At 68.4% G+C, this 25240-nt stretch carries 19 protein-coding genes; 9 read left to right on the top strand and 10 right to left on the bottom strand.

Annotation, left to right across the window (positions count from 1 at the left end; translation table 11 throughout):
* Positions 1 to 77 precede the first annotated feature (77 nt).
* Both AC07WJ_RS20490 and AC07WJ_RS20485 read left to right on the top strand, forming a co-directional pair.
* Complete coding sequence (locus tag AC07WJ_RS20490; protein ID WP_494936488.1) at positions 78 to 875, top strand: IclR family transcriptional regulator; 798 nt, start codon at positions 78 to 80, stop codon at positions 873 to 875.
* Between the two features lie 132 nt (positions 876 to 1007).
* The gene (locus tag AC07WJ_RS20485; protein ID WP_494936487.1) at positions 1008 to 1619 is read left to right on the top strand and encodes a flavin reductase family protein; all 612 of its coding nucleotides are present in this window, start codon (positions 1008 to 1010) and stop codon (positions 1617 to 1619) included.
* A gap of 31 nt (positions 1620 to 1650) precedes the next feature.
* On the opposite strand, the gene AC07WJ_RS20480 is transcribed toward AC07WJ_RS20485, so the two are convergent.
* The 5 genes from AC07WJ_RS20480 to AC07WJ_RS20460 all read right to left on the bottom strand — a co-directional run bounded on the left by AC07WJ_RS20480 (position 1651) and on the right by AC07WJ_RS20460 (position 9875).
* Positions 1651 to 3144, bottom strand: coding sequence for a carboxypeptidase M32 (locus AC07WJ_RS20480; protein ID WP_494936486.1), 1494 nt, complete (start codon positions 3142 to 3144; stop codon positions 1651 to 1653).
* A 154-nt stretch (positions 3145 to 3298) separates the two neighbouring features.
* On the bottom strand, positions 3299 to 4690 hold the full coding sequence (locus AC07WJ_RS20475; RefSeq protein WP_494936485.1) for a M20/M25/M40 family metallo-hydrolase: 1392 nt from the start codon (positions 4688 to 4690) through the stop codon (positions 3299 to 3301).
* 8 nt (positions 4691 to 4698) lie between these two features.
* Positions 4699 to 6753, bottom strand: a complete 2055-nt coding sequence (locus AC07WJ_RS20470; protein WP_494936484.1) for a hydantoinase/oxoprolinase family protein — start codon at positions 6751 to 6753, stop codon at positions 4699 to 4701.
* The gene (locus AC07WJ_RS20465) at positions 6740 to 8575 is read right to left on the bottom strand and encodes a hydantoinase B/oxoprolinase family protein (RefSeq protein WP_494936483.1); all 1836 of its coding nucleotides are present in this window, start codon (positions 8573 to 8575) and stop codon (positions 6740 to 6742) included. Before AC07WJ_RS20465 ends, AC07WJ_RS20470 begins: the two co-directional genes overlap by 14 nt.
* Positions 8559 to 9875: an MFS transporter gene (locus AC07WJ_RS20460; RefSeq protein ID WP_494936482.1), complete on the bottom strand. Its 1317-nt coding sequence runs from the start codon at positions 9873 to 9875 to the stop codon at positions 8559 to 8561. Before AC07WJ_RS20460 ends, AC07WJ_RS20465 begins: the two co-directional genes overlap by 17 nt.
* Before the next feature lie 342 nt (positions 9876 to 10217).
* On the opposite strand from AC07WJ_RS20460, the gene AC07WJ_RS20455 reads away from it, so the two are divergent.
* The gene (locus tag AC07WJ_RS20455; protein ID WP_494936481.1) at positions 10218 to 10940 is read left to right on the top strand and encodes a GntR family transcriptional regulator; all 723 of its coding nucleotides are present in this window, start codon (positions 10218 to 10220) and stop codon (positions 10938 to 10940) included.
* Between the two features lie 36 nt (positions 10941 to 10976).
* Here the strand turns inward: AC07WJ_RS20455 and AC07WJ_RS20450 are convergent, their stop codons facing one another.
* The 4 genes from AC07WJ_RS20450 to AC07WJ_RS20435 all read right to left on the bottom strand — a co-directional run bounded on the left by AC07WJ_RS20450 (position 10977) and on the right by AC07WJ_RS20435 (position 16316).
* Entirely contained in the window at positions 10977 to 12092 is a 1116-nt protein-coding gene (locus tag AC07WJ_RS20450; protein ID WP_494936480.1) for a TRAP transporter substrate-binding protein, read from the bottom strand.
* 184 nt (positions 12093 to 12276) lie between these two features.
* Entirely contained in the window at positions 12277 to 12741 is a 465-nt protein-coding gene (locus AC07WJ_RS20445) for a MaoC family dehydratase (RefSeq protein ID WP_494936479.1), read from the bottom strand.
* Between the two features lie 9 nt (positions 12742 to 12750).
* Positions 12751 to 14742 carry an acetyl/propionyl/methylcrotonyl-CoA carboxylase subunit alpha gene (locus AC07WJ_RS20440; RefSeq protein WP_494936478.1) on the bottom strand — a complete coding sequence of 664 codons (1992 nt, stop codon included), beginning with the start codon at positions 14740 to 14742 and terminating at the stop codon, positions 12751 to 12753.
* Between the two features lie 8 nt (positions 14743 to 14750).
* Complete coding sequence (locus tag AC07WJ_RS20435) at positions 14751 to 16316, bottom strand: acyl-CoA carboxylase subunit beta (RefSeq protein ID WP_494936824.1); 1566 nt, start codon at positions 16314 to 16316, stop codon at positions 14751 to 14753.
* Between the two features lie 149 nt (positions 16317 to 16465).
* On the opposite strand from AC07WJ_RS20435, the gene AC07WJ_RS20430 reads away from it, so the two are divergent.
* The 3 genes from AC07WJ_RS20430 to AC07WJ_RS20420 all read left to right on the top strand — a co-directional run bounded on the left by AC07WJ_RS20430 (position 16466) and on the right by AC07WJ_RS20420 (position 22096).
* Positions 16466 to 17653 carry an acyl-CoA dehydrogenase family protein gene (locus AC07WJ_RS20430; RefSeq protein WP_494936477.1) on the top strand — a complete coding sequence of 396 codons (1188 nt, stop codon included), beginning with the start codon at positions 16466 to 16468 and terminating at the stop codon, positions 17651 to 17653.
* 340 nt (positions 17654 to 17993) lie between these two features.
* A complete protein-coding gene (locus tag AC07WJ_RS20425; RefSeq protein ID WP_494936476.1) occupies positions 17994 to 21437 on the top strand; it encodes an indolepyruvate ferredoxin oxidoreductase family protein in 3444 nt (1147 codons plus the stop codon).
* 29 nt (positions 21438 to 21466) lie between these two features.
* Positions 21467 to 22096 carry a TetR-type transcription factor C-terminal domain-containing protein gene (locus AC07WJ_RS20420; RefSeq protein WP_494936475.1) on the top strand — a complete coding sequence of 210 codons (630 nt, stop codon included), beginning with the start codon at positions 21467 to 21469 and terminating at the stop codon, positions 22094 to 22096.
* An 11-nt stretch (positions 22097 to 22107) separates the two neighbouring features.
* Here AC07WJ_RS20420 and AC07WJ_RS20415 read toward each other — a convergent pair whose 3' ends face one another.
* Complete coding sequence (locus AC07WJ_RS20415; protein WP_494936474.1) at positions 22108 to 23061, bottom strand: 2-hydroxyacid dehydrogenase; 954 nt, start codon at positions 23059 to 23061, stop codon at positions 22108 to 22110.
* A gap of 206 nt (positions 23062 to 23267) precedes the next feature.
* On the opposite strand from AC07WJ_RS20415, the gene AC07WJ_RS20410 reads away from it, so the two are divergent.
* The 3 genes from AC07WJ_RS20410 to AC07WJ_RS20400 all read left to right on the top strand — a co-directional run bounded on the left by AC07WJ_RS20410 (position 23268) and on the right by AC07WJ_RS20400 (position 25204).
* Positions 23268 to 23393, top strand: coding sequence for a hypothetical protein (locus AC07WJ_RS20410; protein ID WP_494936473.1), 126 nt, complete (start codon positions 23268 to 23270; stop codon positions 23391 to 23393).
* 110 nt (positions 23394 to 23503) lie between these two features.
* Entirely contained in the window at positions 23504 to 24934 is a 1431-nt protein-coding gene (locus tag AC07WJ_RS20405; protein ID WP_494936472.1) for an aldehyde dehydrogenase family protein, read from the top strand.
* Between the two features lie 63 nt (positions 24935 to 24997).
* Complete coding sequence (locus AC07WJ_RS20400) at positions 24998 to 25204, top strand: TOBE domain-containing protein (protein ID WP_494936471.1); 207 nt, start codon at positions 24998 to 25000, stop codon at positions 25202 to 25204.
* Positions 25205 to 25240: the final 36 nt, after the last annotated feature.

Genomic DNA, 25240 nt, shown 5'->3' with positions numbered 1-25240 from the left:
GGCCTCGATCTCACGGCAGGGTTGCCTGTCCTGCAGCGGGCCGACCGGCCGGCGATTGGCCTGAGGGAGTTGAAACGGTGAACGACGAGACAGGGCGGGGCGAGACGGAGCGGGCCAAGACGTCGAGCAGCCAGCTGCTCACCAAGGGGCTGCGCGTGCTGACCCACGTTGCGCAGCAGGGCGGCGAGGTCGGCGTGCGCGAATTGGCGCGGGACATGGAGATGAGCACGACGGTCATGCACCGCCTCATCACCTCGCTGGTCGATCAGCGGTTCCTCGAACGCAATGCCGAGAACGGCAAATACCGGATCGGCGCCCAGGCCTTCGAGGTCGGCAAGGCGTTCATCCGGTCGGCCAAGATCGAAACCTGCGCGCCGCCGGTGCTGCGCAAGATCGTCGAGCAAAGCGACCTCAACGCCTTTCTGGGGGTGATGCGCGGATCGAGCGTCATCTATCTGATCGCGATGCAGGACAACGGACCATTGGCCATTCGCGTCGCCCCGGGGGCCGAGGCGCCGCTGCACGCGACCGCCATGGGCAAGATCCTGCTCGCCGAATTGCCGGACGAGGAAATTCGCCAGAAGCTGTCGTTCTATTTCGACAAGAAGTTCAGCGCGTCGATGACCAAGGACCCCTCCATGCTGATCGAGGAGGTCTCGGTCGTCCGGCAGCGGGGCTATGCCATCTCCGACGACGAAGCGTTTCGCGGCGTCGTCTCGGTGGGCGCGCCGATCCGCGACTTCTCCCAGAAGGTGGTCGCCGCCATGAGCATCAGCAAACCCAAGGCTCTGCTCAAGGAGCGCGAGATGGACCATATCATCGCCACGGCCCTGGACGCCTCCGAGCGCATCTCCCGCTGCCTCGGCGGCCGCTGAGGCCTTCGCCCGATCGGCGGCCCGCCTGTCCCGCGCGAAATACGACCTTGCGCCGGACGACGCGCGCCACTAGCATTAATCGGAACGATGTTCCTATATTAGGAACATTTGAGATCGGGGGCGGGAGAGCTCATGAAGATCAGCGCAGATAGCCTCAACGGCGCGACCGCCTATCGCCTGCTCACCGGCGTCGTGGTGCCGCGGCCCATCGCCTGGGTCGCCACGCTGTCGGCGGCGGGACTGGTGAATCTTGCGCCGTTCAGCTGCTTCACCTTCGTCTCGGCGGATCCGCCAATGGTGGGCTTCAATGCCGGGCTGCGCGGCGGCATCCGCAAGGATACCGCGCGCAACATCCATGAGCGCGGCGAATATGTCGTGCATGTCGTCGACGAGAACCTCGTCGATCCCATGCACATGTCGGCCGAAGATTATCCGAGCGACGTCAGTGAGGCGGAAGCCCTCGGCCTGGCGACCGAGCCGAGCGACGTGGTCGCGGTGCCGCGTCTCAGCGGCGCGCCGATCGCGCTGGAATGCGTGTTCGACCGCGCCGTTTCATTCGGGCGCAGCGGCTCGGAATTCCTGGTCGGCGAGGTCAAGCTGTTCCATGTCCGCGACGGTCTCTGCACCAATGGCAAGATCGACACGCAGCTGCTGAGGCCGGTCGGGCGCCTGGCGGGGCCGGTCTACGGCACGCTCGGCGATATCATCGCCAAGCGTGCCAGCGCGAGCTACGCGAACCTGTGAGGTCGGGCGGCGGCCGGCTTTCGTGCCGCCGTCACAGTCCTTCGGCGTAGCGGCGGCGGAGGTGGGCCTTGAACACGCCGGCATCGAGCGGCCGGCCGGTGGCGCGGGTCAGGAGCTCGTCGGTCTGGTAGAGCGAGCCCTGGCTGTGGACATGGGTCCTGAGCCATCCGACCAGTCGCGAGAAGTCGCCGCGACCGATGGCCGGAAGAATCTCCGGCTCGGCCCGGCAGGCAGCGTCGAAGATCTGCGCCGCGGTCATGGCGCCGAGCGTATAGGTCGGGAAATAGCCCCAGCCGCCGCTCGGCCAGTGAACGTCCTGCAGGCAGCCCTGGCGATCGTCCGGCGGCACCACGCCGACGAGCTCGCGCATCTGCTCGTTCCAGGCCGCCGGCAGGTCGGCCAGTGGCAGCTGGTCGGCGATCAGCGCCTTTTCCAGCCGGTAGCGCAGGATGACATGGGCAGGATAGGTGACCTCGTCGGCATCGACCCGGATGAAGCCGCGCGACACCCTGGTGTAGCGCCGGAGCATGTTCTCGGCGTCCCAGGCCGGTCCGTCGCCGCCGAAGGCCTGGCGCATCACCGGCGCGGCGAACTGAATGAATTCACGGCTGCGGCAGGCCTGCATTTCCATCAGCAGCGACTGGCTCTCGTGAATGCTCATGCTCCGCGCCTGGCCGACCGGCTGGTTCATGAAGGCCTGCGGCCGGCCCTGCTCGTAAAGGGCGTGGCCCGTCTCGTGCAGCACGCCCATCAGCGCGCGGGTGAAATCGGTTTCGTCATAGCGGGTGGTGATGCGCACATCGTTGTCGGCGCCGCCGCAGAACGGGTGGGTCGAGACATCGAGCCGGCCGCGCTCGAAGTCGTAACCGAGCACCGCCATCATCTTCAGGCCGAGCTGGCGCTGCTGTTCCACCGGGAAGGGGCCGGCGAGCTCGGGCGTCGCCGGGCGCCGGGCCTGGATCGCCAGCACCTCTTCGGTGAAGCCGGGCAGGAAGCCCGCGAGGTCCTCGAACAGGGCGTCGATGCGCTCCGCGCGGCCGCCCGGTTCATAGTCGTTGAGCAGGGCGTCATAGGGAGACAGGCCGAGCTTTTCGCCCTTGGCGCGGCCGATCTCGCGCTGCAGCTTCAGCACATCTGCCAGTGCCGGCAGCAGGCCCTTGAAATCCGCATCGGCGCGCGCCTGGCGCCAGCGCATCTCGCAGGCCGAGATCGCCTTGCTCGAGGCTTCGACCAGATCCGGGGGCAGGGCGGTCTCGACCGTCCAGATCCGCCTGATCTCGCGCAGATTGGCCTGGTCCCAGTCGCTAAGCGACGGGTCGTCCGCCGCCGCCACCAACCAGTCGCCGATCCGCGGATCGGTCACCATGCCGTGGCGCAGCACCTGCAATTGCGCCATGCTTTCGGCCCGGGTGCCGGCGGCGCCCTTGGGCATCATCACGTCATTGTCCCATTGCAGGATGCTGATGGCGTTGGACAGGGCGGCGACGCGGGCGAAATGGGCCGAAAGATCGGTCGATGCGGTCATCACTGTCTCCCATCAAGGCAGGGCGATGGGGATACCGGGTTGTCGCCGGTGGCGCCAGAGGGGATGTGCCGCGTGCACCCTCTCCCACGAAGGCGTGGGCGAGGGTGGACGCGCGTACCCCTCCAGGGGCTCGTTCTCAGCCCTCTCAGCCCCCTCAGCCCTCCTGCCGCCCGAGCTGGTCGAGCAGCGCCGCGCCGGTGCGGATGCCGTTGACGAAACAGTCGAGCTTCAGGTTCTCGTTGGGGGCGTGATTGGCCTCGTCGGCATTGGCATAAGGCACGACGAAGGCGGGAATGCCGAGAACCTTGGTGAAGACATAGTCGGGCAGGCTGCCGCCGACGGCCGGATATTCCAGCGGCGTAACGCCCTGGGCGATCTGGACGGCGCGCCGGATGGTCGCCCCATAGGGCGATTCCAGCGGGGTTTTCGACGGCAACATGCCGAAACCGGGCACGAATTCAACCTCGGGCGCGTGGCGCTTCACATGCGCCTCGACCTTGGCGAACACGTCGGCGGGCGTCATCGGTTCGACGAGCCGGATGTCGCATTTGGCGAAGGCTTCATGGGGCAGCACGGTCTTGCTGCCGGCGCCGCCATAACCGCCATGGAGGCCGTTGATGGTCAGGGTCGGGTGGAACATCAGCCGCTCGTAATAGCCGCGCCCGGCCGGCGCATCGAGGCGGTCGAGACCGAGCCCGGCCTTGACCTCGCCGAGGTCGAGCGGCAGGCGTGCGGCGGCCGCCAATTCATGGGCGGTCGGCGGGATGACGCCATCGGCGAGGCCGTCGATGGTGATCTCGCCCGCGGCGTTCTTCATCGTGCCGAGCAGGTGCACGAGGGTCCAGATCGGGTTCGGCACGACGCCGCCGAAATTGCCGGAATGGACGTCGCGGCTGGCGTGGCGCGCGCGCAGTTCGAAACAGGCCATGCCGCGTACGCCGTAGCAGATGGTCGGCGTGCCGGATTCGTGCAGCGGCCCGTCGGCGGTGACCACGAAATCGGCCTTCAGCTTGTCGCGGTGCTGGGCGACGAAGTCGGCGATGCGCGGACTGCCGATCTCTTCCTCGCCCTCGAGCAGGAAGATAACGTTGCAGGGCAGGCGGCCATGCACCGCCAGATGGGATTCGATGGCGAGAAGCTGGGCGAAATGCTGGCCCTTGTTGTCGCCGATGCCGCGGGCATAGATCCGCCCGTCGCGGATGGTCGGCTCGAAGGGCGGGCTCACCCAGGCGTCCAGCGGGTCGGGCGGCTGCACGTCGTAATGGCCGTAGAGCAGAACCGTGGGCGCGCCGGGCGCCTTGTCCCAGCGCCCGAGCACCATGGGATGGCCGGCGGTCGGGATCGTCTCCGCCGTGAAGCCGAGCTTGTCCAGCATGCCGACCAGCAAGGCTGCGACCTCGCGGATGCCGATATTCTGCGCGCTGATGCTGGGGTGGCGGACATAGTCCATCACCCGCTGGACGAAACCGTCCTGGTTCTCGGCGATATGGTCGAAGACTTTGGTCAGCGCCGCCGAGGGCGCGGGCAAGGGGGAGGATCCGGTCATGTCGGGTGTCACCTGTCCTGTCGCTTCGTGTCGTGGCCGGCAGCCGTCAGCAGGATGGCGCCCGAGGCATGCACTTCGCCCGTCCAGTTTGGCGGCACCAGGGTGGTGGCGTCGAGCTGGGTGATGATCGCCGGCCCGGCGAAGCGGTCGCCGGCGCCGAAGGCGGCGCGGTCGAGCAACGGCACCTCGGCCGCGCCGGAGGCGAAATGCACGGTGAGCGTACCGCTTTGCGGCTTGCCGGATCCGGCGGTGAGCTCGGCGCGTGGCGGCGGTGGCATGCGGCCGGTCGCCTCGATCCTGAGCGTCACCAGTTCCACCGGCGCGTCGAGCGCGAAGCCGTAAAGGCTTGCATGCGCGGCGGCGAAGGCGGCTTCGGTCCGCTCGGCGGTTCCGGCCCAGGGCACGGTGACCTCGCCGCCCTGGCCGTGATACCGCATCAGCGCCACGCGGCTCAGCGAACCGGCATCGGCGGCGACGCCTTCGGCTTCCAGCCACTGGGCGGCGCGTTCTTCGAGCTCGGCGAAGATCGTCTCCGCCGCGGCGACGTCGATCGCGCCTGCCTTGGGCAAGGTGCGGCTGAAATCGGCCTTGAGGTCGGCGGCGAGCAATCCGTCGGCGCAGAGCACGCCGGGGGCCGGCGGCACCAGCACGCGCCGGACGCCGAGCAGCTCGGCCAGGGCGCAGCCGTGCAGCGGCCCGGCGCCGCCAAAGGGCAACAGCGTGAAGTCGCGCGGATCATGGCCGCGCTCGACCGAGACCACCCGCAAGGCGCCGACCATGTGATTGTCGATGATGGCGAGCACGCCGCGCGCCGCGGCCTCCGGCGTGAGGCCGAGCGGGGCGGCGACGCAGTCGGTGATGACCGCGCGGGCGGCGGCGACATCCAGCGCCATCCGGCCGCCGAGCAGTTGGGCCGGCAGGTGGCCGAGCACGACATGAGCGTCGGTGACGGTCGCCATCCGGCCGCCGCGGCCATAGGCGGCGGGGCCGGGATCGGCACCGGCGCTCTGCGGGCCGACGGCGAGCGTGCCTTCGGCGACCCGGGCGATCGACCCGCCGCCGGCGCCGATGGTGACCATGTCGACCATTGGCAGCGGCAGCGGCCAGTCGCCGACATGGCCGTGCTGGGTCAGGCTGATCTTGCCGTCCTTGATCAGGCAGATATCGGCGCTGGTGCCGCCGATATCGACGGTGATGATGTCGCTGATGCCGGAGGCCGCCGCGATGTCGCGGGCGCCGACGACGCCGGCGGCCGGCCCGGACAAAGCCGTCAGGGCCGGGGCCCGGCGGATGGTGGCGCCGCCGGCGACTCCGCCATTCGACTGCATCAGCAGCAGCGGCGCGGTGATCGCCGCCTCCTCGAGGCGCCGCTCGAGCCGCGACAGATAGGTCGAGACGCCGGGCATGACCACGGCATTCAGCACGGTCGCCAGCGACCGCTCATATTCGCGCACCACCGGCAGGATATCGACCGAGGTGGTCACCGCGACGCCGGGCAGGCAGGCGCGGAAGATCTCGGCGACCCGCTGCTCGTGCACGGGATTGGCGAAGGAATGCAGCAGGCAGATCGCCACGGCCGCGACGCCTTGCGCACCGCATTCAGCCGCCGCGGCGCGCACGCTCGCTTCGTCCAGCGGCTCCATGACGATGCCGCCGGGGCCGATGCGCTCCTTGACCTCGAACACGCGCGAGGCCGGCACCGGCCGCTCCGGTTTCACCCAGGCGTAGAGATTGGCCCGGCGGGGAATGTCCTGGCGGCCGATGGCCAGCACATGGCGAAACCCCTCGGTGGTGACCAGGGCGGATCTTGCGCCCTTGCCCTCCAGGATCATGTTGGTGGCGACCGTCGTGCCGTGCAGGACGCGTTCCAGCGACGGCGCGTCCTTGCCGGCCTCGGCCAGCGCCAGGCCGACGCCGGTCATGAAGGCCTGCGACGGATCGCTCGGCACGCTCGGCGTCTTGGCGCGCCAGACCTTGCCGCTGACGGGGTCATGCAGGGCGATATCGGTGAAAGTGCCGCCGATATCGACGGCGACGGCGAGGCCGGCCTCAGATGATGGCATCGACATACTCATTGCGATGGAAGGAGCGGACCGCCGGGCGGTCGGCGCGCAGGGTGCGGGTCGCGGCTTCGTCGACGCCGCGCCCCTCGATCACGACGCCGTAGTGGCGCTTCGCCGCCGCGGCCGAGACGAAGCCGCCGAGCACGTCTTCGAGGACTTCGGCGACCGGGCGGTCATAGGGATGGCCATGGCCGCCGCCGCCGCCGGTTTCGATGCGCAGGATATCGCCGCGCTTCAGCGGGTTGCCGTCCGACAGGGGCTCGAACCGGTGCTCGTCCGGGGTGCCCGGGTTCAGCACCGCGCGGCCGACGCCGCCCGACATGCCGCCGGCCATGCCCCAGGGCGGGTTCTTGACGCTGTCGATGCGCACCGCGAGCACGGCCTGTTCGGCCAGCACTTCATATTCCCTGACGATGCCGCAGCCGCCGCGATGGCGGCCGGCGCCGCCCGAATCCCGCACGATGCCATAGGCCCGCAGCCGCACCGGATAGCCGGCTTCGAGGAATTCGACCGGATAATTCTCCTGGGCGACGAAATAGACCGCGTCGATGCCGTCGGCATTGGGTCGCGCGCCATAGCCGACGCCGATGCCGTCGGCGAGCAGGAACGGTTCGAGCGCGCCTTCCGGCGTGCGATAGGTGCCGCGCATCAGGGCGATGACATAGGCTGAGTGGGCGGCCGGGGCGCCGCCGCCGGCGACGTTGATCAGGCCGTTCAGGCCGGCCAGAACGCGCATCATGGTCAGGCCGCGCATGCCGAGCGGCGCCGGGAAACGCGGCCACAACAGCGAGCCCTCGCGCAGGCGAACCTCGTCGATCGATTGCGGCCCGCCGGCATTGCAGACCTGGCCGGGATCGCCGCCGAGATAATAGAGCCCGAGGGCCATGCCCGGCACGCCCGGGTTCATCAGGAAGTTCACCGGCCCGACGGCCTGGTCGTCGGTCTCGGTGGCATCGAAGATGAAGCGGTCCTCGCCGTCCGTGCCGCGCTCGCGGGTCAGCGCGAAGCGGATCCGGAACGGGCCGTGGCCATGGCCGTCGGCATCGATCGCATCGGTGAAGCGATGGGTGCCGTAGGCGAAGGTTTCGGCCAGTTTGGCGCGGACCAGCCGGCGGGTGCGCGCCAGGAGCTGGCGCAGCGCGTCGGCGACCACATCGGCGCCGAAGCGGGCGACGATCTCCTCGACGCGCTTCACGCCGAGCGCATTGCTCGCCATCAGCGCTCGCATATCGCCGAGGCTCTGGGTGGGGAAGCGCGAATTGCGGTGGAAGATCGCCAGCGCCGCCTCGTTGGTCTGGCCGGCATCGATCAGCTTGGTCGGAGGGATCATGATGCCCTCCTGGAAGATGTCGGTGGTATCCGGGCTGATCGAGCCGGCGCGCAGGCCGCCGATATCGGCGAAATGCGCCCAGCACATCACGAAGGCGCAGCGCCGGCCCTGGTGGAATACCGGGGCGAGCAGCACCTGGTCGTTGGAATGCGAGACCGCGCCGCGCGAGCCGTAGCAGTCATTGTACCAATAGAGGTCGCCCTCACGCATGGTGTCCGGCGGAAAGTCGCGGAACACCGGGCTGGTCATGTCGCCGAAGATCGGCACGTTCGACCCCACTGCCATGACGCCGTCGGCGTCGAACAGGCCGGTATAGAAATCCTTCTTCTCGCGGATGAAGGCGGAGATGGCCGTGCGTTCGAGCAGCGCCTCCATTTCGGCCTGGGTCGCCCGGATGGCGCCGCGCACGATCTCGATCGTGACGGAATCGCAGATGACGGGCGCCAGCGGCGCGCCCGTCTCCGCACCCTCGGCATTAGTCGAGCGGAGCATTGGTCGGATCCTTGATGAGGAGAAGCGTGATGGTGCTGATGACCGCGGCCAAGATCACGAACAGGGCCGGGGAGACGGGGCTGCCGGTTTCGCGGATCAGGAAGGTCGCGACGAAGGGCGCGAAGCCGCCGAAAATGGTCACCGCCATGCTGTAGCCGATCGACAGCGCGGTGAACCGCACCTTGGTCGGGAACAGCTCAGCCAGCACCGCGCAGAGCGGACCGGCATAGAAGCCGAGCAGGGCGGCCGAAATGCACTGGGTGACCATCAGACCCATGGCGGTCGGCGTGCCCACCAGATACTGGAACAGCGGGTAGGACAACAGCCCGTAGCCAATGGCGGAAACCAGCAGCACGGGCTTGCGGCCGACCTGATCGGACAGCCAGCCGGCGACCGGCGTCAGCACGGTGAGCACCACCGCCGCGACCGCCGAGGCGTAATAGGCGGAACCGGCGGGAATGCCGAGCTGGGTCGCCGCGAAGCTCGGCATGAAGATGTTGAACGTGTAGTTGCCGACCGTACCGACCACGGAAATGCCGAAGGCGGCGAGAACCGGCAGCCGGTAGATGGTCAGCGCGTCGCGCAGCGGCGAGGAGGCGACCGTCTTCTGGACGACGGCCTTGCTGAAGGCCGGCGTTTCCGAGACCTGCGAGCGCAGATAGAGGCCGATCGGCGCCAGCACGAAGCCGAGAATGAAGGGAATGCGCCAGCCCCAGGCGATCATCGCTTCCTTGTCGAGGACCGAATTGAGGATCGCCGCGGTTAGCGTGCCGGCGATCAGCGCCAGGCCGACGCTGAACTGCTGCATGCTGCCGATCAGGCCGCGTTTGCCGGGCGGTGCATACTCGACCAGGAAGGCGGCGGCGCCGCCCCATTCTCCACCGGTCGAGAAGCCCTGGATCAGCCGGCAGATGACCAGGAGGATCGGTGCCCAGATGCCGATCGAGGCATAGGACGGGATGAGCCCGGTGAGCGCGGTGGCGCCCGCCATCATGCCGACGGTGAGGATGAGGGCCGCCTTGCGCCCCTTCCGGTCGCCATAGGCGCCGATGACGATGGCGCCGACCGGCCGCATGACGAAGCCGACGCCATAGGTGGCGAAGGCCGACAGGAGCGAGATGACCGGGTCGCCGCCGGGAAAGAAATTGGCGGCGATCTGGGCGGCGAACAGGCCGAAGATCAGAAAGTCGAACAGTTCGACGAAATTGCCGATCGCGCAGGACAGGATCGCCCGTCGGCGGATGCGTTCGAAATCGGCTGTCGAGCCGGCATCCGGCTGGGTCGCGGCTGCTTGCGACATGGGCGTCTCCTGGCTTCGGGGGCGCCACTGTGTCGGCGCGTCTTCCCTGGTGGACTCGGGCGGCATCGATCGCCGCGAACGCGGCGAAAAAGGCGCGATCGGATGCCGACCCCCCAAAATCGAGTCCTGCAAAGCCGTTCGAAGGCCGTTTCTTTTTGACGTCGACTCTTTGTCGATCTGTCTTCTTGTCTGACAAGATGCTAGTCAGCCGTTTCGGCGAGTCAAGCCGGCCGGCCACATGGGCCCACAGTCGTTTTGGCAATGGCCGGGCAATCTTTGGGCGAGCGGCTTGATATGGCGGCGCCCGCGTGGTTCGCAGGAAGACGAAAGGGGAGGCCCCGCATGATCGCCAGCACGCTCGAAGCCCTGGGGCCACCCGTGCTCATTCGCGACCGGGCCTTCGAGCAGGTCTGGGACGCCATCATTTCGGGCCGTATCCAACCGGGCACGCGGCTGATCGAGCGCGAACTCTGCGACGCCATGGGCATCAGCCGGGCCTCGGTGCGCGAGGTGATCCGCCGTCTGGAGGCGGAGCGGCTGGTGGTCGTCGAGCCGCGGCGGGGACCGCGCGTGGTGACCCTGACGCCGGACCAGGCCAGCGAGATCTACGAGATCCGCGCCATGCTGGAGAGCCTGGTGATCAGGCGCTTCACCGAGAAGGCCGGGCTTGCCGACATCGCCACGCTGGAGGCGATCTTCGCCGAGATGAAACGCGCCGCCGCGGCGGAAGACGTGCCGCGCATCGTCATGGTCGTGCACCGGTTCAACGACCATTTGCTGGCGGTCGCCGGCCACGGCACGGCCGGCGACATGCTGGCCCATCTCGATGCGCGCATCAGCTGGCTGCGGGTCAAGGCCATGGCCGTGCCCGGGCGCCTCAGGGCCAGCATCGACGAGATGGGCGCGGTGCTGCAGGCGGTACGGTCCGGCGACGCCGATGCTGCCGCAAGCTTGATCGCGCGGACCGTGTTCAACGCCCGCGACGCGGCGGTCGCCGAGATGACGCGCGCAGGCCCACCGACGAAAGCGCCCGCCAAGCCGCGCAAGCGACAGGACGGGCGCTGATCGGCCGGCCGGCCGGCTCTGCCGCAGATTGCGTGGCTACCCCGTGCGTCCCAACCGGAACGCCATATAGCTGTCGAACTGCAACTCGTTGACCCGGAACCACAGCGATTCCTCGCGGCGATAGGCGTTCCAGGCCTCGAAGATCTTTTTGAATTTCGGATTCTGGGCATTGAGCTCGGCATAGAGCTGCTCGGAGGCCTCGAAGGCGGCGGTCAGCACCTCGCGGGAATAGAGCCGGATCTGCGCGCCGCCGGCGACCAGGCGGCGCAGCGCCGCTGGATTGTCATTGTCATATTTGGCCAGCATCCAGACGTTGACCGCGGCGCAAGCCTGTTCGATCGCCGCCTTGTAGGCTGGCGGCAGGGCATCGAAGCGGCTCTGCCCGACATAAAGCGAGAGCTGCGCCGAGCCTTCGGCCCAGCCCGGAGCATAGTAGTAGCGGGCGACCTTCTGCAGGCCGAGGCGCTCGTCGTCATGCGGTCCGACCCATTCGGCGGCATCGATGGTGCCGCGCTCCAGCGCCGGATAAATATCGCCGGCGGCGATCTGCTGCGGCACGACGCCGAGCTTGGTCAGGATCTGGCCGACCAGTCCGCCGGTGCGGAACTTGAGCCCGCGCAGGTCTTCGACCGTGGCGATCTCCTTGCGGAACCAGCCGGCCATCTGGGCACCGGTATTGCCCGCCGGAAACAGCCTGATGCCATAGGGCTGGAACAGCTCCTGCATCAGCGCCGCGCCGCCACCATGGGTCATCCAGGCATTCTGCTGGCGGGCGTTGAGCCCGAAGGGCAGGCAGGTGTCGAAGGCGAGCGCCGGCTCCTTGCCGACATAATAATAGCTCGCGGTATGGCCCATTTCGACCGTGCCGTTCTGCACCGCGTCGAGCACGGCCAGCGCCGGCACCACTTCGCCGGCGGCGAAGACCTGGATGTCGAAGCGGCCATCGGTCAGTTCCGAAACGATCTTGGCGAGCATCCGGCAGCCGCCGTCGAGCGTGTCGAGGCTCTTCGGATAGCTGGTCACCATGCGCCAGCGCAGTTGCGGCTGGGTCTGGGCGACGGCCGGCGAAGCCACCGCGGCAGCGGTTGCCGCGAGCGACAGCACCGCGGCATTGCGGCGGGTGAGGGCAGTCGTCGTGATGTCCTTGGTCATGGTCTCATATCCTCCGATGCGTCTCGTTTCGGTCTCGGCCCGCGCCGGACGCATGCGGCGGGCCGTGTGTTCGTTCAGATGGTCGTGCTGCAGATGGGTATTCTGCGAGCCTCGTCAGGCGGAGACGTAGTGGTTCTCGTGCGACCCCGGAGGTCCCGGGGCGCGAGGCTTACCCTCCTCGCCCTCACGCCTCCGCCTCCTGCGGTCGGCGGTGCATCAGCGCGACGCGGGTGCAATTGGCCACCTCCTTGCCGTCCTGGTTGAAGGCGCGGTGGCGGAAGGTGACGAGGCCTGCCTTGGGGCGCGAGGCGCTGGGCCGGACCGCCTCCACCGAGGTGACCACGCGAATGCTGTCGCCCTGGAACACCGGTGCCGGGAAGTTCACGTCGGTCATGCCGAGATTGGCCACAGTCGTGCGCAGTGTCGTGTCGTGCACGGAAATGCCGATCATCAGGCCGAGCGTGAACAGCGAATTGACCAGCGGCTTGCCGAATTCGGTGTTCGCCGCGAAATGCGCGTCGATGTGCAGCGGCTGCGGGTTCAGCGTCATGTTGGAGAACAGCATGTTGTCCATCTCGGTCACCGTGCGGGTGATCGGATGATCGAAGGTCTGGCCGACCGAAAACTCCTCGAACCACAATCCGGGCAAGGCTTTCTCCTAAATCTCGGGCTTTTCGGCTGATGTGATGGCGACGATCAGCGCGCCGGCGCCGACCGTCTTTCCGGGCGCGCCGAGGATCCGCTCGACCCGGCCGTCGCAAGCGCTCTTCAGGTCGGTGAACAGCTTCATCGATTCGAGTACGGCGATCGTCTGGCCGATGGCGACGGTGTCGCCGACCGCGACCCGGATCTCGGTGACGAGGCCGGGCATGGGCGCGATGATGTCGGCGCCGCCGGCGGCATTGGCGCCGGATGCGGCCCGTAGCGCCGCCTCCGCGGCCGGCAGAACCTGGAATTTCGCCTCGACCGAACCGGCGCGTATGGCGACCTGCCCGTCCGCGACGGCGAAGCGGCAGGCGATGGCGATGCCGTCGATGACGACGGTCAGCGGCGCCCCTTCGACGGAGGCTTCGACCGCGATGCTCCCATCGGCATCGCCGAGCGTGAAATGCTTCGGTCCTCCCGCCACCGTCACCATTGCCGTCGCGCCATCGGTCGAAACCGAAAAGGGCGTTGCTCCGGTCGCCAGCAGGCGAAAGCCTTGCAGGCTGGACCAGGGCGAGGGGCGTTGCTCGGGCGCACGCCTCAGCCACAGGACGAGCGCCGCCAGGCGGCGGGCGAGCACGAGGTCCGCCTTGTCGCGTGCCCAGCCCTCCGGCCAGGTCTCGGCGATCAGCCGGGTGGTCGCGCGTCCTTCCGCGAAGGCCGGCGTCCTCAAGGCGTCGATCAGGAAGGCGCGATTGGTTGCCGGGCCGAGCACGGTGAGCGTGTCGAGCGCCGCGCCGAGCTTTTGCAGCGCCTGCGCCCGGTCGGCTCCCGTGGCGATCAGCTTGGCGAGCAGGCTGTCATAGGCGAGGCCGATCACCGTGCCGGTCTCGACCCCGGAATCGACCCGGATGTCGGATGGCGGCGACCAGAGCGCGATCGACCCCACATCCGGGCGGAACCCCTCGTCGGCGCGTTCGGCGGTGAGGCGGGCCTGGATCGCATGACCGGTCATGGTGACGTCGCCCTGGGCAAAGCCCAGCTTCTCGCCGGCCGCGACGCGCAATTGCCATTCGACCAGGTCGAGCCCGGTGATCGCCTCGGTGACGGTGTGCTCGACCTGCAGCCGGGTGTTCATTTCCAGGAAGAAGATCTCTTCCGTGGCGGCGTCGACGATGAACTCCATGGTGCCGGTCGAGTCGTAGCCGATCGCCGACGCCAGCCTGACGGCATGGCGATGCAGCGCCGCCTGTGTCGTGTCGGAAAGATGGGGGGCCGGCGCCTCTTCCAGGAGCTTCTGGTTGTTGCGCTGGACCGAGCAATCGCGCTCGAACAGGTGGACGAGATTGCCGTGCTTGTCGCCGAGCACCTGCACCTCGACGTGGCGCGGCCGGGTGATCAGCTTTTCGATCAGGAGCCGGCCGTCGCCGAAGGCGGCCTCGGCCTCCCGCCGCGCCGAAACCAGGGCCTCGGCGAGGGCTTCCGGCGCGGCGACCGCGCGCATGCCCTTGCCGCCGCCGCCGGCGGAGGCCTTGATCATGACGGGCAGGCCGGTGCGCAGCGCCTCGCTTTCCAGCCTCTCGGGGCTCTGATCCTCGCCGTCATAACCGGGAACAACCGGCACCCCGGCCTGGGCCGCGAGGCGCTTGGCCTCGATTTTCGAGCCCATGGCCGCGATGGCCTTGCCGTGCGGCCCGACCCAGGCGAGGCCGTTCTCGGCGCAGAGCGCCGGCAGTTCGGTCTTCTCCGACAGGAAGCCGTAGCCAGGATGGATCGCCTCCGCCCCGGCCGCGCGCGCGGCGTCGATGATGCGATCGGCGCGCAGATAGCTGTCGCGCGCCGCCGCCGGACCGATCGGCACGGCGCTGTCGGCGAGCCGGACGTGCAGCGCGTCCTTGTCGGCTTCCGAATAGACCGCGATGGTCCGGATGCCCAGGCGCCTGGCGGTGCGGATGATCCGGACCGCGATCTCGCCCCGGTTGGCGATCAGAAGGGAACGGAACATGGCTGCACTCACATCCGGTAGACCGGGCGGGGGGAGGTGTCCCTCGGCTCGCCGGCGCTGAGCGACAGGCAAAGGCCGAGGACGTCGCGGGTCTGGGCGGGCTCGATGATGCCGTCGTCCCAGAGCCGCGCGGTGGCGTAGTAGGGATCGCTCTGTTCCTCGAACTGGGCACGCGTGCGCCGGTCGATCTCCGCGATGCCGGCTTCGTCGCCGGCACCCTTCAGGCTTTGGCGGCGCAGCTCGGTCACAACCGTCGCGGCGACTTCAGGGCTCATGGTGGCGATGCGGGCATTCGGCCAGGCGAACAGGAAGCGCGGCTGGAAGCCGCGGCCGCACATGCCGTAATTGCCGGCGCCGTAGGAGCCGCCGATGATCACGGTATATTTCGGCACCCGGGCATTGGAGACCGCATAGACGAGCTTGGCCGAATGTTTGGCGATGCCGCCGCGCTCGGCCTCGGTGCCGACCATGAAGCCGGTAATGTTCTGCAGGAAGATCAGCGGGATGTGGCGCTGGTCGCACAGCTCGATGAAATGGGCGCCCTTCACCGAGGCCTCGGCGAACAGCACGCCATTATTGGCGATGATGCCGACCGGATAGCCATGGATGCGGGCAAAGCCGGTGACCAGCGACGCGCCATAGGCCGGCTTGAACTCCTGGAAGGCGCTGCCGTCGACCAGGCGGGTGATCACCTCGCGCACGTCGTAAGGTTTCTTGAGATCCACCGGCACGATGGCGGTGAGTTCGGCCGAATCGGCCAGCGGTGGCGCCGGCGTAAAGGGCGGCGGCGTGACGAGCCGCAGCGCGCCGAAGCCGAGCACGATCTCGCGCAGGCGGCCGATCGCCTCGGTCTCGGTCGCCGCGACATGGTCGGTGACCCCGGAGACGGTGGCGTGCATGTCGGCGCCGCCGAGCGTCTCGCCGTCGACGATCTCGTTGATCGCCGCCTTGACGATCGGCGGGCCGCCGAGATGGATCCGGCCGGTGCCGCGCACCATCACCACCTCGTCCGACAGCGCCGGGATATAGGCGCCGCCCGCCGTGCAGCCGCCGAACACCGCCGAGATCTGTGGAATGCCTGCGGCCGACATCCGGCACTGGTTGAAGAAGGTGCCGCCGAAATGGTCGCGGTCGGGAAACACCCGGTCCTGTTCGGGCAGATAGGCGCCGCCGCAATCGACCAGGTAGAGGCAGGGCAGGCGATGGGCTTCCGCGATCTCCTGGGCGCGCAGGTGCTTGCGCACGGTCTCGGCGAAGAACGAGCCGCCCTTCACCGTCGCGTCGTTGGCGATCACCATGCAGGGCGCGTCGTGGACCATGCCGACGCCGGTGATGATGCCGGCCGCCGGCAGCTCGCCGCCATAGAGGCCGTGTGCGGCCAGCGGCGACAGTTCCAGGAACGGGCTCGCCGGATCGAGCAGCAGGTCGATGCGGTCACGCGCCAGGATCTTGCCGCGCTCGCGGTGCCGGCGGACCAGCGCCTCGCCACCACCGCCGAGCGCGGCGCGCCGACGGCCGCGCAGCGTCTCGATCAATGCCGCGAAGGCGGCAGTCGCATCGGGTGGTGTCGCCATCGGGATCGTCACGTTGCGGGCCCTCGCTGGTGCTGGTCTGTTGACATTGCAATCAATCTACCTAACGTGAGTTAGATTAGTAGGTCGGCTTCACGGCAGCCGTCAAGCGCCGAGGCTGCGGCCGAGATGAGTTGGACAGGGATCGCTCCATGACAGTGAATTCGCGCGGTGCCGAAGCCGCACCGACGATCGGCCGTTCCTCACCCTTCTTCGAGGAAGAGCACGACATGTTGCGCGACCAGGTGCGCCGCTTCGTCGAAGCGGAGATCAAGCCGCATGGCGAAGACTGGGAAGCTCAGGGCTTCGTGCCGCGCGACGTGCTGCGCCGCATGGGGAGGCTCGGCTTTTTCGGCATTCGTTACCCCGAGGCGCTCGGCGGCTCGGCTATGGACACGCGCGGCAGCGTGGTGCTGGCCGAGGAGCTTGGCCGCTCGACCTTTTCCGGCGTCGCCATCACCGCGCTTGTTCACACCGACATGGCCTCGGTCCATGTCTTCAATGCCGGCAGCCGGGCGCAGCAGGACAAGTGGATGGGCCGGATCATCGCCGGCGAGACGATCTGCGCGGTGGCCGTCACCGAGCCCGATGCCGGTTCCGACGTGAAGGGTATCCGCACGACCGCGCGTCGCACGGCGGAAGGCTATGTGCTCAACGGCGCCAAGATGTTCATCACCAACGGCGTCCATGGCGACCTCTATTGCGTCGCCGCCAAGACCGGCGATGTCGGCGGCGGCTCCAAGGCGGTCACCATGTTCCTGGTCGAGAAGGGCACGCCGGGCTTCCGGGTCGGCCGGGCGCTCGACAAGCATGGCTGGCGCTCGTCGGATACGGCCGAGCTGGTCTTCGAGGATTGCCTGGTGCCTCATGACGCGGTGCTGGGCGAGGAGGGCCGCGGCTTCTACGCCATCATGAAGAACTTCCAGAACGAGCGCATCGTCATCGGCGCCATGGCCATGGGCGAGGCCCAGGCGGCGCTCGACATGACGCTGGCCTACGTCAAGACGCGCAAGGCCTTCGGCCAGACGCTCTGGGACAAGCAGGCAATCCGCCAGCGGCTCGCCATGCGCGCGGCCGAGGTCGAGGCCGGCCGCCAGCTGGTCTATTCGGCGGCCTGGCGCGATGCTCGCGGTGAGGACGTCACCCGTGAGGTCTCCATGCTCAAGGCCTATTGCGGCGAGCTGGTCAACGCCGTGATGTATGACTGCGTGCAGTTCCATGGCGGCATGGGTTTCATGCGCGAGAGCGCCATCGAGCGCATGTCGCGCGATGCCCGGGTCCAGGCGATCGGCGGCGGCGCCACCGAGGTCATGCTCGAAGAAGTCGCCAAGCGGCTTTAGGGACGCTGTTTCAGGTCGACGGGGAAGGGCTTTGCGGTCGTCCTTAAGGCCTCGGGCACCCCTCTAAGCGGAAGCTTGCTGGGGCCTCTACGTCACCCCCGGCGAGCGAAGCGAGGGAAGGGGGTTCAGGAGCCAACAGGCCGCCTTGTCCGTGCATGTGTTGAGGGAGTTCGCGGTGTTGGCGAAACAGCTCTGCAACTCCTGGACCCCCTTCCCTCGCTTCGCTCGCCGGGGGTGACGTCGGTGGTTATCGAGATCCCGCAAGACGCCAAGCCTGCCCAATCAATACGCCACGACCGACCCCATTCGAGACCATAAGGCCCGAGAGAGAACCATCGCCATGGATGGACCCGTCACCACCGGCCCCGTCACGCTCGACGATAAATACACTGCCGACCACGGCCGCATCTACCTGACCGGTGTGCAGGCGCTGGTGCGCCTGCCGCTGGCGCAGCGGCGGCGCGACCGGGCCGCAGGCCTGAACACGGCCGGCTTCATCTCCGGCTATCGCGGCTCGCCGCTCGGCACCTATGACCGCGAACTCTGGGCCGCCAAGCGCCACCTGGCCAAAGAGGACGTGGTCTTCCAGCCCGGCCTCAACGAGGACCTGGCTGCGACCAGCGTCTGGGGCAGCCAGCAGGTGGGGCTTTCGGAGGGAGCGAAACACGACGGCGTCTTCGCTATCTGGTACGCCAAGAGCCCGGGCGTCGATCGTTCCGGCGATGTCCTGAAACACGCCAATGCGGCCGGCACCGCACCCGCAGGTGGCGTGCTGGCGATCGCCGGCGACGACCATGCCTGCAAGTCGGCGAGCCTGCCGTCACAATCGGACTATGGCTTTCTCGACGCCTCCATCCCCGTGCTGCATCCGGCCAATGTGGCCGAGGTCCTGCGCTTCGGCCTGATCGGTCTCGCCATGTCGAGGGCGACCGGCCTGTGGGTCGGCATGAAGGCGCTGGCCGATACCATGGATTCCGCCGCGGCGATCGATCTCGCCGATGTAACGCCGGATATCGTCACCCCTGAGGGCTTGCCGGCCGACGTCTCGATCCGTTGGCCGGATTCGCCGCTCGAACAGGAACGCCGGCTGTTCGATCTCAGGCTGCCGGCGGCCATCGCCTTCGGCCGCGCCAACGCGCTCAACCGCGTGCTGGCCGATCCCGGGCCCGGCCGGCGCCGGCTGACCCTGCTGGCGGTCGGCAAGTCGCGGCTCGATGTCGAACAGGCACTCGCTCTGCTCGGCCTCGACCTCACGCGGCTCGCCGCTCTCGGCATCGGCCTCGCCGCCATTGGCATGCCCTGGCCGCTCGACCCGGATTTCATCCGCGAGATCGCGGCCGGTGCCGACGAGGTGCTGGTCATCGAGGAGAAGCGGCCTCTGGTCGAGGACCAGGTCGCCCGCACGCTGCTGACGCTCGACGCCGGCCTGAGGCCGCGCCTTGCCGGCAAGATCGATGGCGAGGGCAAGCCGCTCTTGTCGCCGCGCGCCGCTTTCACCGCCGACCACCTGGCACGCGTCATCGGCAGCCGGCTTGTCCCGCTCGGCGGCGAGCTCGCCGAGGCCATCGCGCCGGGCATGACGACGCTCGGCACCGGCCCGCAGGCGGCCGAGCCGGCATTGGCCAGGCGGCTGCCCTATTTCTGTTCGGGCTGCCCGCACAACCGCTCCACCGTGGTGCCCGCGGGCAGCCGCGCGCTCGCCGGCATCGGCTGCCATTACATGGCGCAGTGGATGGATCGCGACACCTCGACCTTCACCCAGATGGGCGGCGAGGGCACGAGCTGGATCGGCCAGGCGCCGTTTACCGAGACCGAGCATGTCTTCGTCAATCTCGGCGATGGCACCTATGCCCATTCGGGCCTGCTGGCGATCCGCGCGGCGATCGCGGCCAAGGTCACCATCACCTACAAGCTGCTCTACAACGATGCCGTCGCCATGACCGGTGGCCAGACCGCCGAGGGCGGTTTCACCGTCGCGCAGATCGCCCGCCAGCTGAGCGCCGAGGGGATCGGCCAGATTCGCATTGTCGCCGAGGAGCCGGGGCGTCACCGGGGCGAGGCCATGCCAACAGGCGTGACCATCGATCCGCGCGACCGGCTGGAGGAGGTGCAGCGCGAATTGCGCGGCGTGAAGGGCGTCTCGGTGCTGATCTACGACCAGGTCTGTGCCGCCGAGAAACGCCGCCGCCGCAAGCGCGGCCTGATGCCCGATGCCGGCCGGCGCGTGGTCATCAACGAGGCGGTCTGCGAGGGCTGCGGCGATTGCGGCAGGAAGTCCAACTGCGTCTCGATCGTGCCGCTCGAAACCGAGTTCGGCCGCAAGCGGCGGATCGATCAGACCAGTTGCAACCAGGATGCGACCTGCGTCGAGGGCTTCTGCCCGAGCTTCGTCACCATCGAGGGTGGTGTGCCCAGGAAACCCGAGGCGGCAACCGCGAAGCCGCCTGAGGTCCCGGCGCCGGTTCTCGATCTCGGCCGGCCGGCGCGTCTCGTCATCGGCGGCATCGGCGGCACCGGCATCGTCACCATTGGCGCGATCATCGGCATGGCCGCCCATCTCGACGGCCGCGGCGTCTCGGTGATGGACCAGATCGGGCTTGCCCAGAAGGGCGGCGAGGTGACCACCCATATCCGTCTGACCGGCCCCGCCGAAACCGGCCCGGTCAGGCTGGCGCGCGGCGAGGCGGAGACGCTGATCGGCTGCGACCTGGCGGTCGCCTCCAGCCCGGAGGTTCTGCCGCTCATCGCCGAAGATGCGCTCGCCATCGTCAACGACCATGTCGTGATGACCGGCGATTTCGCCGCCAAGCCGGATCTGATCTTCCCTGGAGAGTTGATGAAGCGGCGGCTGGCGGCGCGCGGCGAGACGATCTTCGCCGACCTCTCGACGCTGGCGACGGCGCTGCTCGGCGATGCGGTCGGCGCCAACATGATGGCGCTCGGTCTTGCCTGGCAGAAGAACAGGGTGCCGGTGAGTGAGGCCGCCATCCTGCGGGCGATCGAGCTCAATGGCGCGGCGGTCGCCATGAACAAGGCAGCCTTCGCCTGGGGCAGGGCGCTCGGCTTTGACCGGGCGCTGGTCGAAACCCACCTGCCGCGCAGCGCGCCGACCGCGGTCGCGGCCGATCTCGACGGGATCGTGGCGATCAGGGCGGCCGCGCTGGTCGCCTATCAGGACGAGGCGCTGGCCGCTCGCTTCCGCGCCCTGGTCGTCATGACGGCGTCGGCCGAGGCCCGTGCCGTGCCGGGGTCGACGCGGCTCGCCGAGGCCGTGGCGAGGAGCTTCCACAAGCTGCTCGCCTACAAGGACGAATATGAGGTTGCCCGCCTGCATGTCGAAACCGGCTTCCTCGACCGGCTGGCACGCGAGTTCGACGGTGGCCGCGTCGCCTTCCACCTGGCGCCGCCGATATTGGCCCGGCGCGATCCGGTCACCGGCGAACCACGCAAGATGCGTTTCGGCCCCTGGATGATTCCGGCTTTCCGGCTGCTCGCCCGGCTGAAAGGCTTGCGTGGCTCCTTTGCCGATCCCTTCGGCCGCACCGCCGAGCGGCGCATGGAGCGCCGGCTGATCGAAGACTATGAGGCGCTGGTGCGCAGCCGGCTGCTGCCCGAGCTGACATCGGGCAATCACGCGCTGGCGTTGGAGATCGCCGGCCTGCCCCTGTCGATCCGGGGCTTCGGTCACGTCAAGGCTGCGGCTGAAAAGCAGGCGGCGGTCCGCCTCGACGCACTGCTCGATCGCTGGCCCGGTCTCTCGACAGCGAGTGTCGCAGCGGAATAGGAGGGGCCGTGGCGCGCGAAGGAGGCACTATGACGGAGACGATCACGCGGGACCCGCGCGCGCGGCTGTCGACCGAGGAGCGGCCACCGAAGCGGGCCGAGGTCTCGCGCCAGCAGATCCTCGACGTCGCCGCCAGCCTGTTCCGCGCCCGCGGCTATACCGAGACGTCGCTGCGCGATATCGGCGCGCAGGTCGGCATGAAGGCCGGAAGCCTCTATTACCATTTCGCCTCGAAGGAGGAGCTGGCCGCCGAGGTGCTGCGCATCGGCGTGCAGCGCGTCCATGAGGCGGTGGCGTCGGCGGTCGCCGGGCTCGGCCCGAAGGCATCGATGAAGGCGCGCATCGAGGCTGCGATCGCGGCCCATCTCGAAACCCTGCTGGTCGAGAGCGACTATACCTCGGCCCATATCCGCTGCTTTCCCTATGTGCCACCGAGCCTGAAGACTGCGCTCAGCCAGGCCCGGCGCGACTATGAGACGGTTTGGCGCGGGCTGCTCGACGAGGCCTCGGCGGCGAAGGCGCTGGCGCCGGGCATCGATCCCGAGGTCGCCCGGCTCGCCATTCTCGGCGCGCTCAACTGGTCGCTCGAATGGTTCGATCCGGCGCGGGGCCGGCCGGAGGAGCTGATCCGGACCATGGTGGCGGCCTTCACCCGCTGACCGCGTGCTCCTCAGCCCCGCGGCACCGGATTGACCACCGGGCGCCCGGCGAAGAAGGCCTCGAGATTGGCCAGGATCATGTCCTCCTGGGCCTCGCGGGCAGAGACGCTGGCCGAGGCGATATGCGGGGTCAGGACCACCCGCGGCGAGACCTTGAGCCGCTCCGGCACCTCCGGCTCGGCCTCGAAAACGTCCAGGCCGGCACCGGCAATGACGCCGTTTTCCAGGGCCTCGATCAGAGCCTCGGTATCGACCGCCATGCCGCGCGAAATATTGATCAGGTGACCATGGGGGCCGAGCGCGGCCAGCACTCCGCGATCGACCGCGTGGCGGTTGGAAGTGTCGGCACGTGCCGCGACCACCAGGATGTCGGCCCATTCGGCCAGGGCCAGCAGGCTCGGCTTGAACGCATAGGCGAGGTCGGGCCGCTCGGTGCGGCTGTGATAGGCGATCTCCATCTCGAAGGCGGCGGCGCGCGCCGCCACCTTGCTGCCGATGGCGCCGTAGCCGTAGATGCCGAGCCTGGCGCCGGTGAGCCCGGGCACCGAGGGCATGCGTTCGGCGGCATTGCCGCGCCAGCGGCCGTCCCGGACGAAGCGGTCGGCCTGCAGGATCTGGCGGGTCGAGGCGATGACGAGGCCCATGGCGAAATCGGCGACGCTCGAGGCATTGGCGCCGGGGCTGTGGGTCACCGCGAGGCCGCGCGCCGCCGCCTCGGCGAGGTCGACGCCCTCGTAGCCGGTGCCGAAATAGGCGACGAGGCCGAGGTGCGGCAGCGCGTCGAGCAGCGCCCGGTCGGTCTTCATCGTGCCCATGGTGAGCAGGGCGCGTGCCTGATGGCCACCGGCTGGAACCGCTTCGGCGACCGAGTGCTCCATCGGGCCATGGACTTCATAGCGCTCCCCGAGCAGCCGGGTCAGGCGCCCAGGGAAATTGCAGGCGAGCAGGATCGAGGGCTTGGACAAGGCGCGGCTCCATCGGCAATGGCGGCCAGGAAGCACGGAGGGGACGACCGGGCCAGGGTCCTGGCGCATCGCTGTCCGTGTGCTCCTGCATATGATGCGTCAGGGTTGCGTCGGCCGGGCCCACAATAGATCCGGCGCCCCCGTGACATCCGCCGGGCCACCGCCTATCGTTGTGGTCCGTAAGACATAACGCTTGAGGCGCGGTCATGAAGATCGACGGCCGGGCCGGCCCCCGGCATGACGACGTGCAGCACGAGGGGCGGTCGCAGCACGCGCTTTCCGCGGCGCCGGGCCGCGAGCGTTGCATTGGCGTCGCTGCCGGCAAGCGCTGATCGCGTTCAAGTCAGTCAGCAACCTCTGGCACAGGCCGGCGCCATGGTTATGATCGCGCCGGGCGGAATTCTTAAATCTGTCGAAAAACCATCTCCGGGAGACATGCATCATGGCGCACGAGCGGGAATTCTACATCAATGGCGAATGGGTCAAGCCGAGCGGCACTGCCACGCTGGACGTGATCGATCCGTCGACCGAAGAGTCGATCGGCACCATCGCGCTGGGCACCCAGGCTGATGTCGACAAGGCGGTGGCTGCCGCCCGCGCCGCCTTCCCGGCCTTCGCGGCGACTTCGCGCGAAGAGCGGCTGGCGCTGATGCGTCGCGTGCTCGAGGTCTACAAGACCCGTTACGCCGACATCGCCGACACGCTGTCGCGCGAAATGGGGGCGCCGAAAAAGCTCGCCCACACGGCCCAGGCCGCCATGGGCAGCTCGCATCTCGCCAAGATGATCGAGACGCTGGAGACCTTCGAGTTCGAGGAACTGCGCGGCACCACGCTGATCGCCAAGGAGCCGATCGGGGTTGTCGGCATGATCACGCCGTGGAACTGGCCGCTCAACCAGATCATGTGCAAGGTCGGTCCGGCGCTCGCCGCCGGCTGCACCATGGTGCTGAAGCCCAGCGAGATCGCGCCGCTCAACGCCATCATCTTCGCCGAGGTGATGCATGAGGCCGGCGTGCCCAAGGGCGTGTTCAACCTGGTCAACGGCGACGGTCCGACCGTCGGCGAAGCGATTTCGCGCCATCCCGGCGTCGACATGGTGTCGTTCACCGGCTCGACCCGCGCCGGCATCCTGGTCGCCAAGGCGGCGGCCGATACCGTCAAGCGCGTGCATCAGGAACTCGGCGGCAAGTCGGCCAATATCATCCTCGCGGATGCCGACCTGAACCGGGCCGTCAAGCTCGGCGTCGAAGGCTGCATGCGCAATTCGGGCCAGTCGTGCAACGCGCCGACCCGCATGTTCGTGCCCGCCGACAGGCATGCCGAGGCGGTGGCGATCGCGCGTGCGACGGCCGAACCGCTGAAGGTGGGCGCGCCGGCTTCCGAGGACACCTGGCTCGGACCAGTGGTCAGCGAGCTGCAATACAACAAGATCCAGCGGCTGATCGAGGCCGGGATCAAGGAAGGCGCCGAGCTGGTCGCCGGCGGGCCGGGGCGTCCGGAGGGCTTGAACCGCGGCTACTATGTCCGCCCCACCGTCTTCGCCAATGTCACCGACGACATGACCATCGCGCGCGAGGAAATCTTCGGGCCGGTGCTGTCGATCCTGCCCTACACGAGCGAAGAGGAAGTCGTCGCCCGGGCCAATGACACACCTTACGGCCTGGCGTCCTACGTCCAGTCCGGCTCGATCGAGCGGGCCCGCAAGCTCGCCGCCCAGATGCGCAGCGGCAATGTCTATATCAACTATCCCGCCTGGGATGCGGGTGCGCCCTTCGGCGGCTACAAGCAATCCGGCAATGGTCGCGAATATGCCGGCTTCGGCCTCGAGGAATTCCTCGAGATCAAGGGCACGGTCGGCTACGCTGCCGCGTGATATCCTCCTGCGGCGGGGAGCCCCGGCTTCCCGCCGTCGTCTCTTACCTGTTGGAAGCTCGCCATGAAACTCAGTGCCAGGAACCTGCTCAAGGGCAAGGTCGTCGACATCAAGAAGGGCGCGACCACGGCCCATGTCCGGCTCGACGTCGGCGGCACCATCGTGACCTCCTCGATCACCAATGAGGCGGTCGACGAATTGAAGCTGGTCGTCGGCCAGGACGCCTATGCGGTGGTCAAGGCCTCCGACGTGATGATCGCCGTAGACTGAGACGAGGTCATCGGGGATGAGGCGGGGGCTTCTGCT

This window comes from Phreatobacter sp. GW821-FHT04C01, assembly GCF_059420385.1.
This window is presented reverse-complemented; position numbering and strand designations above follow the sequence as displayed.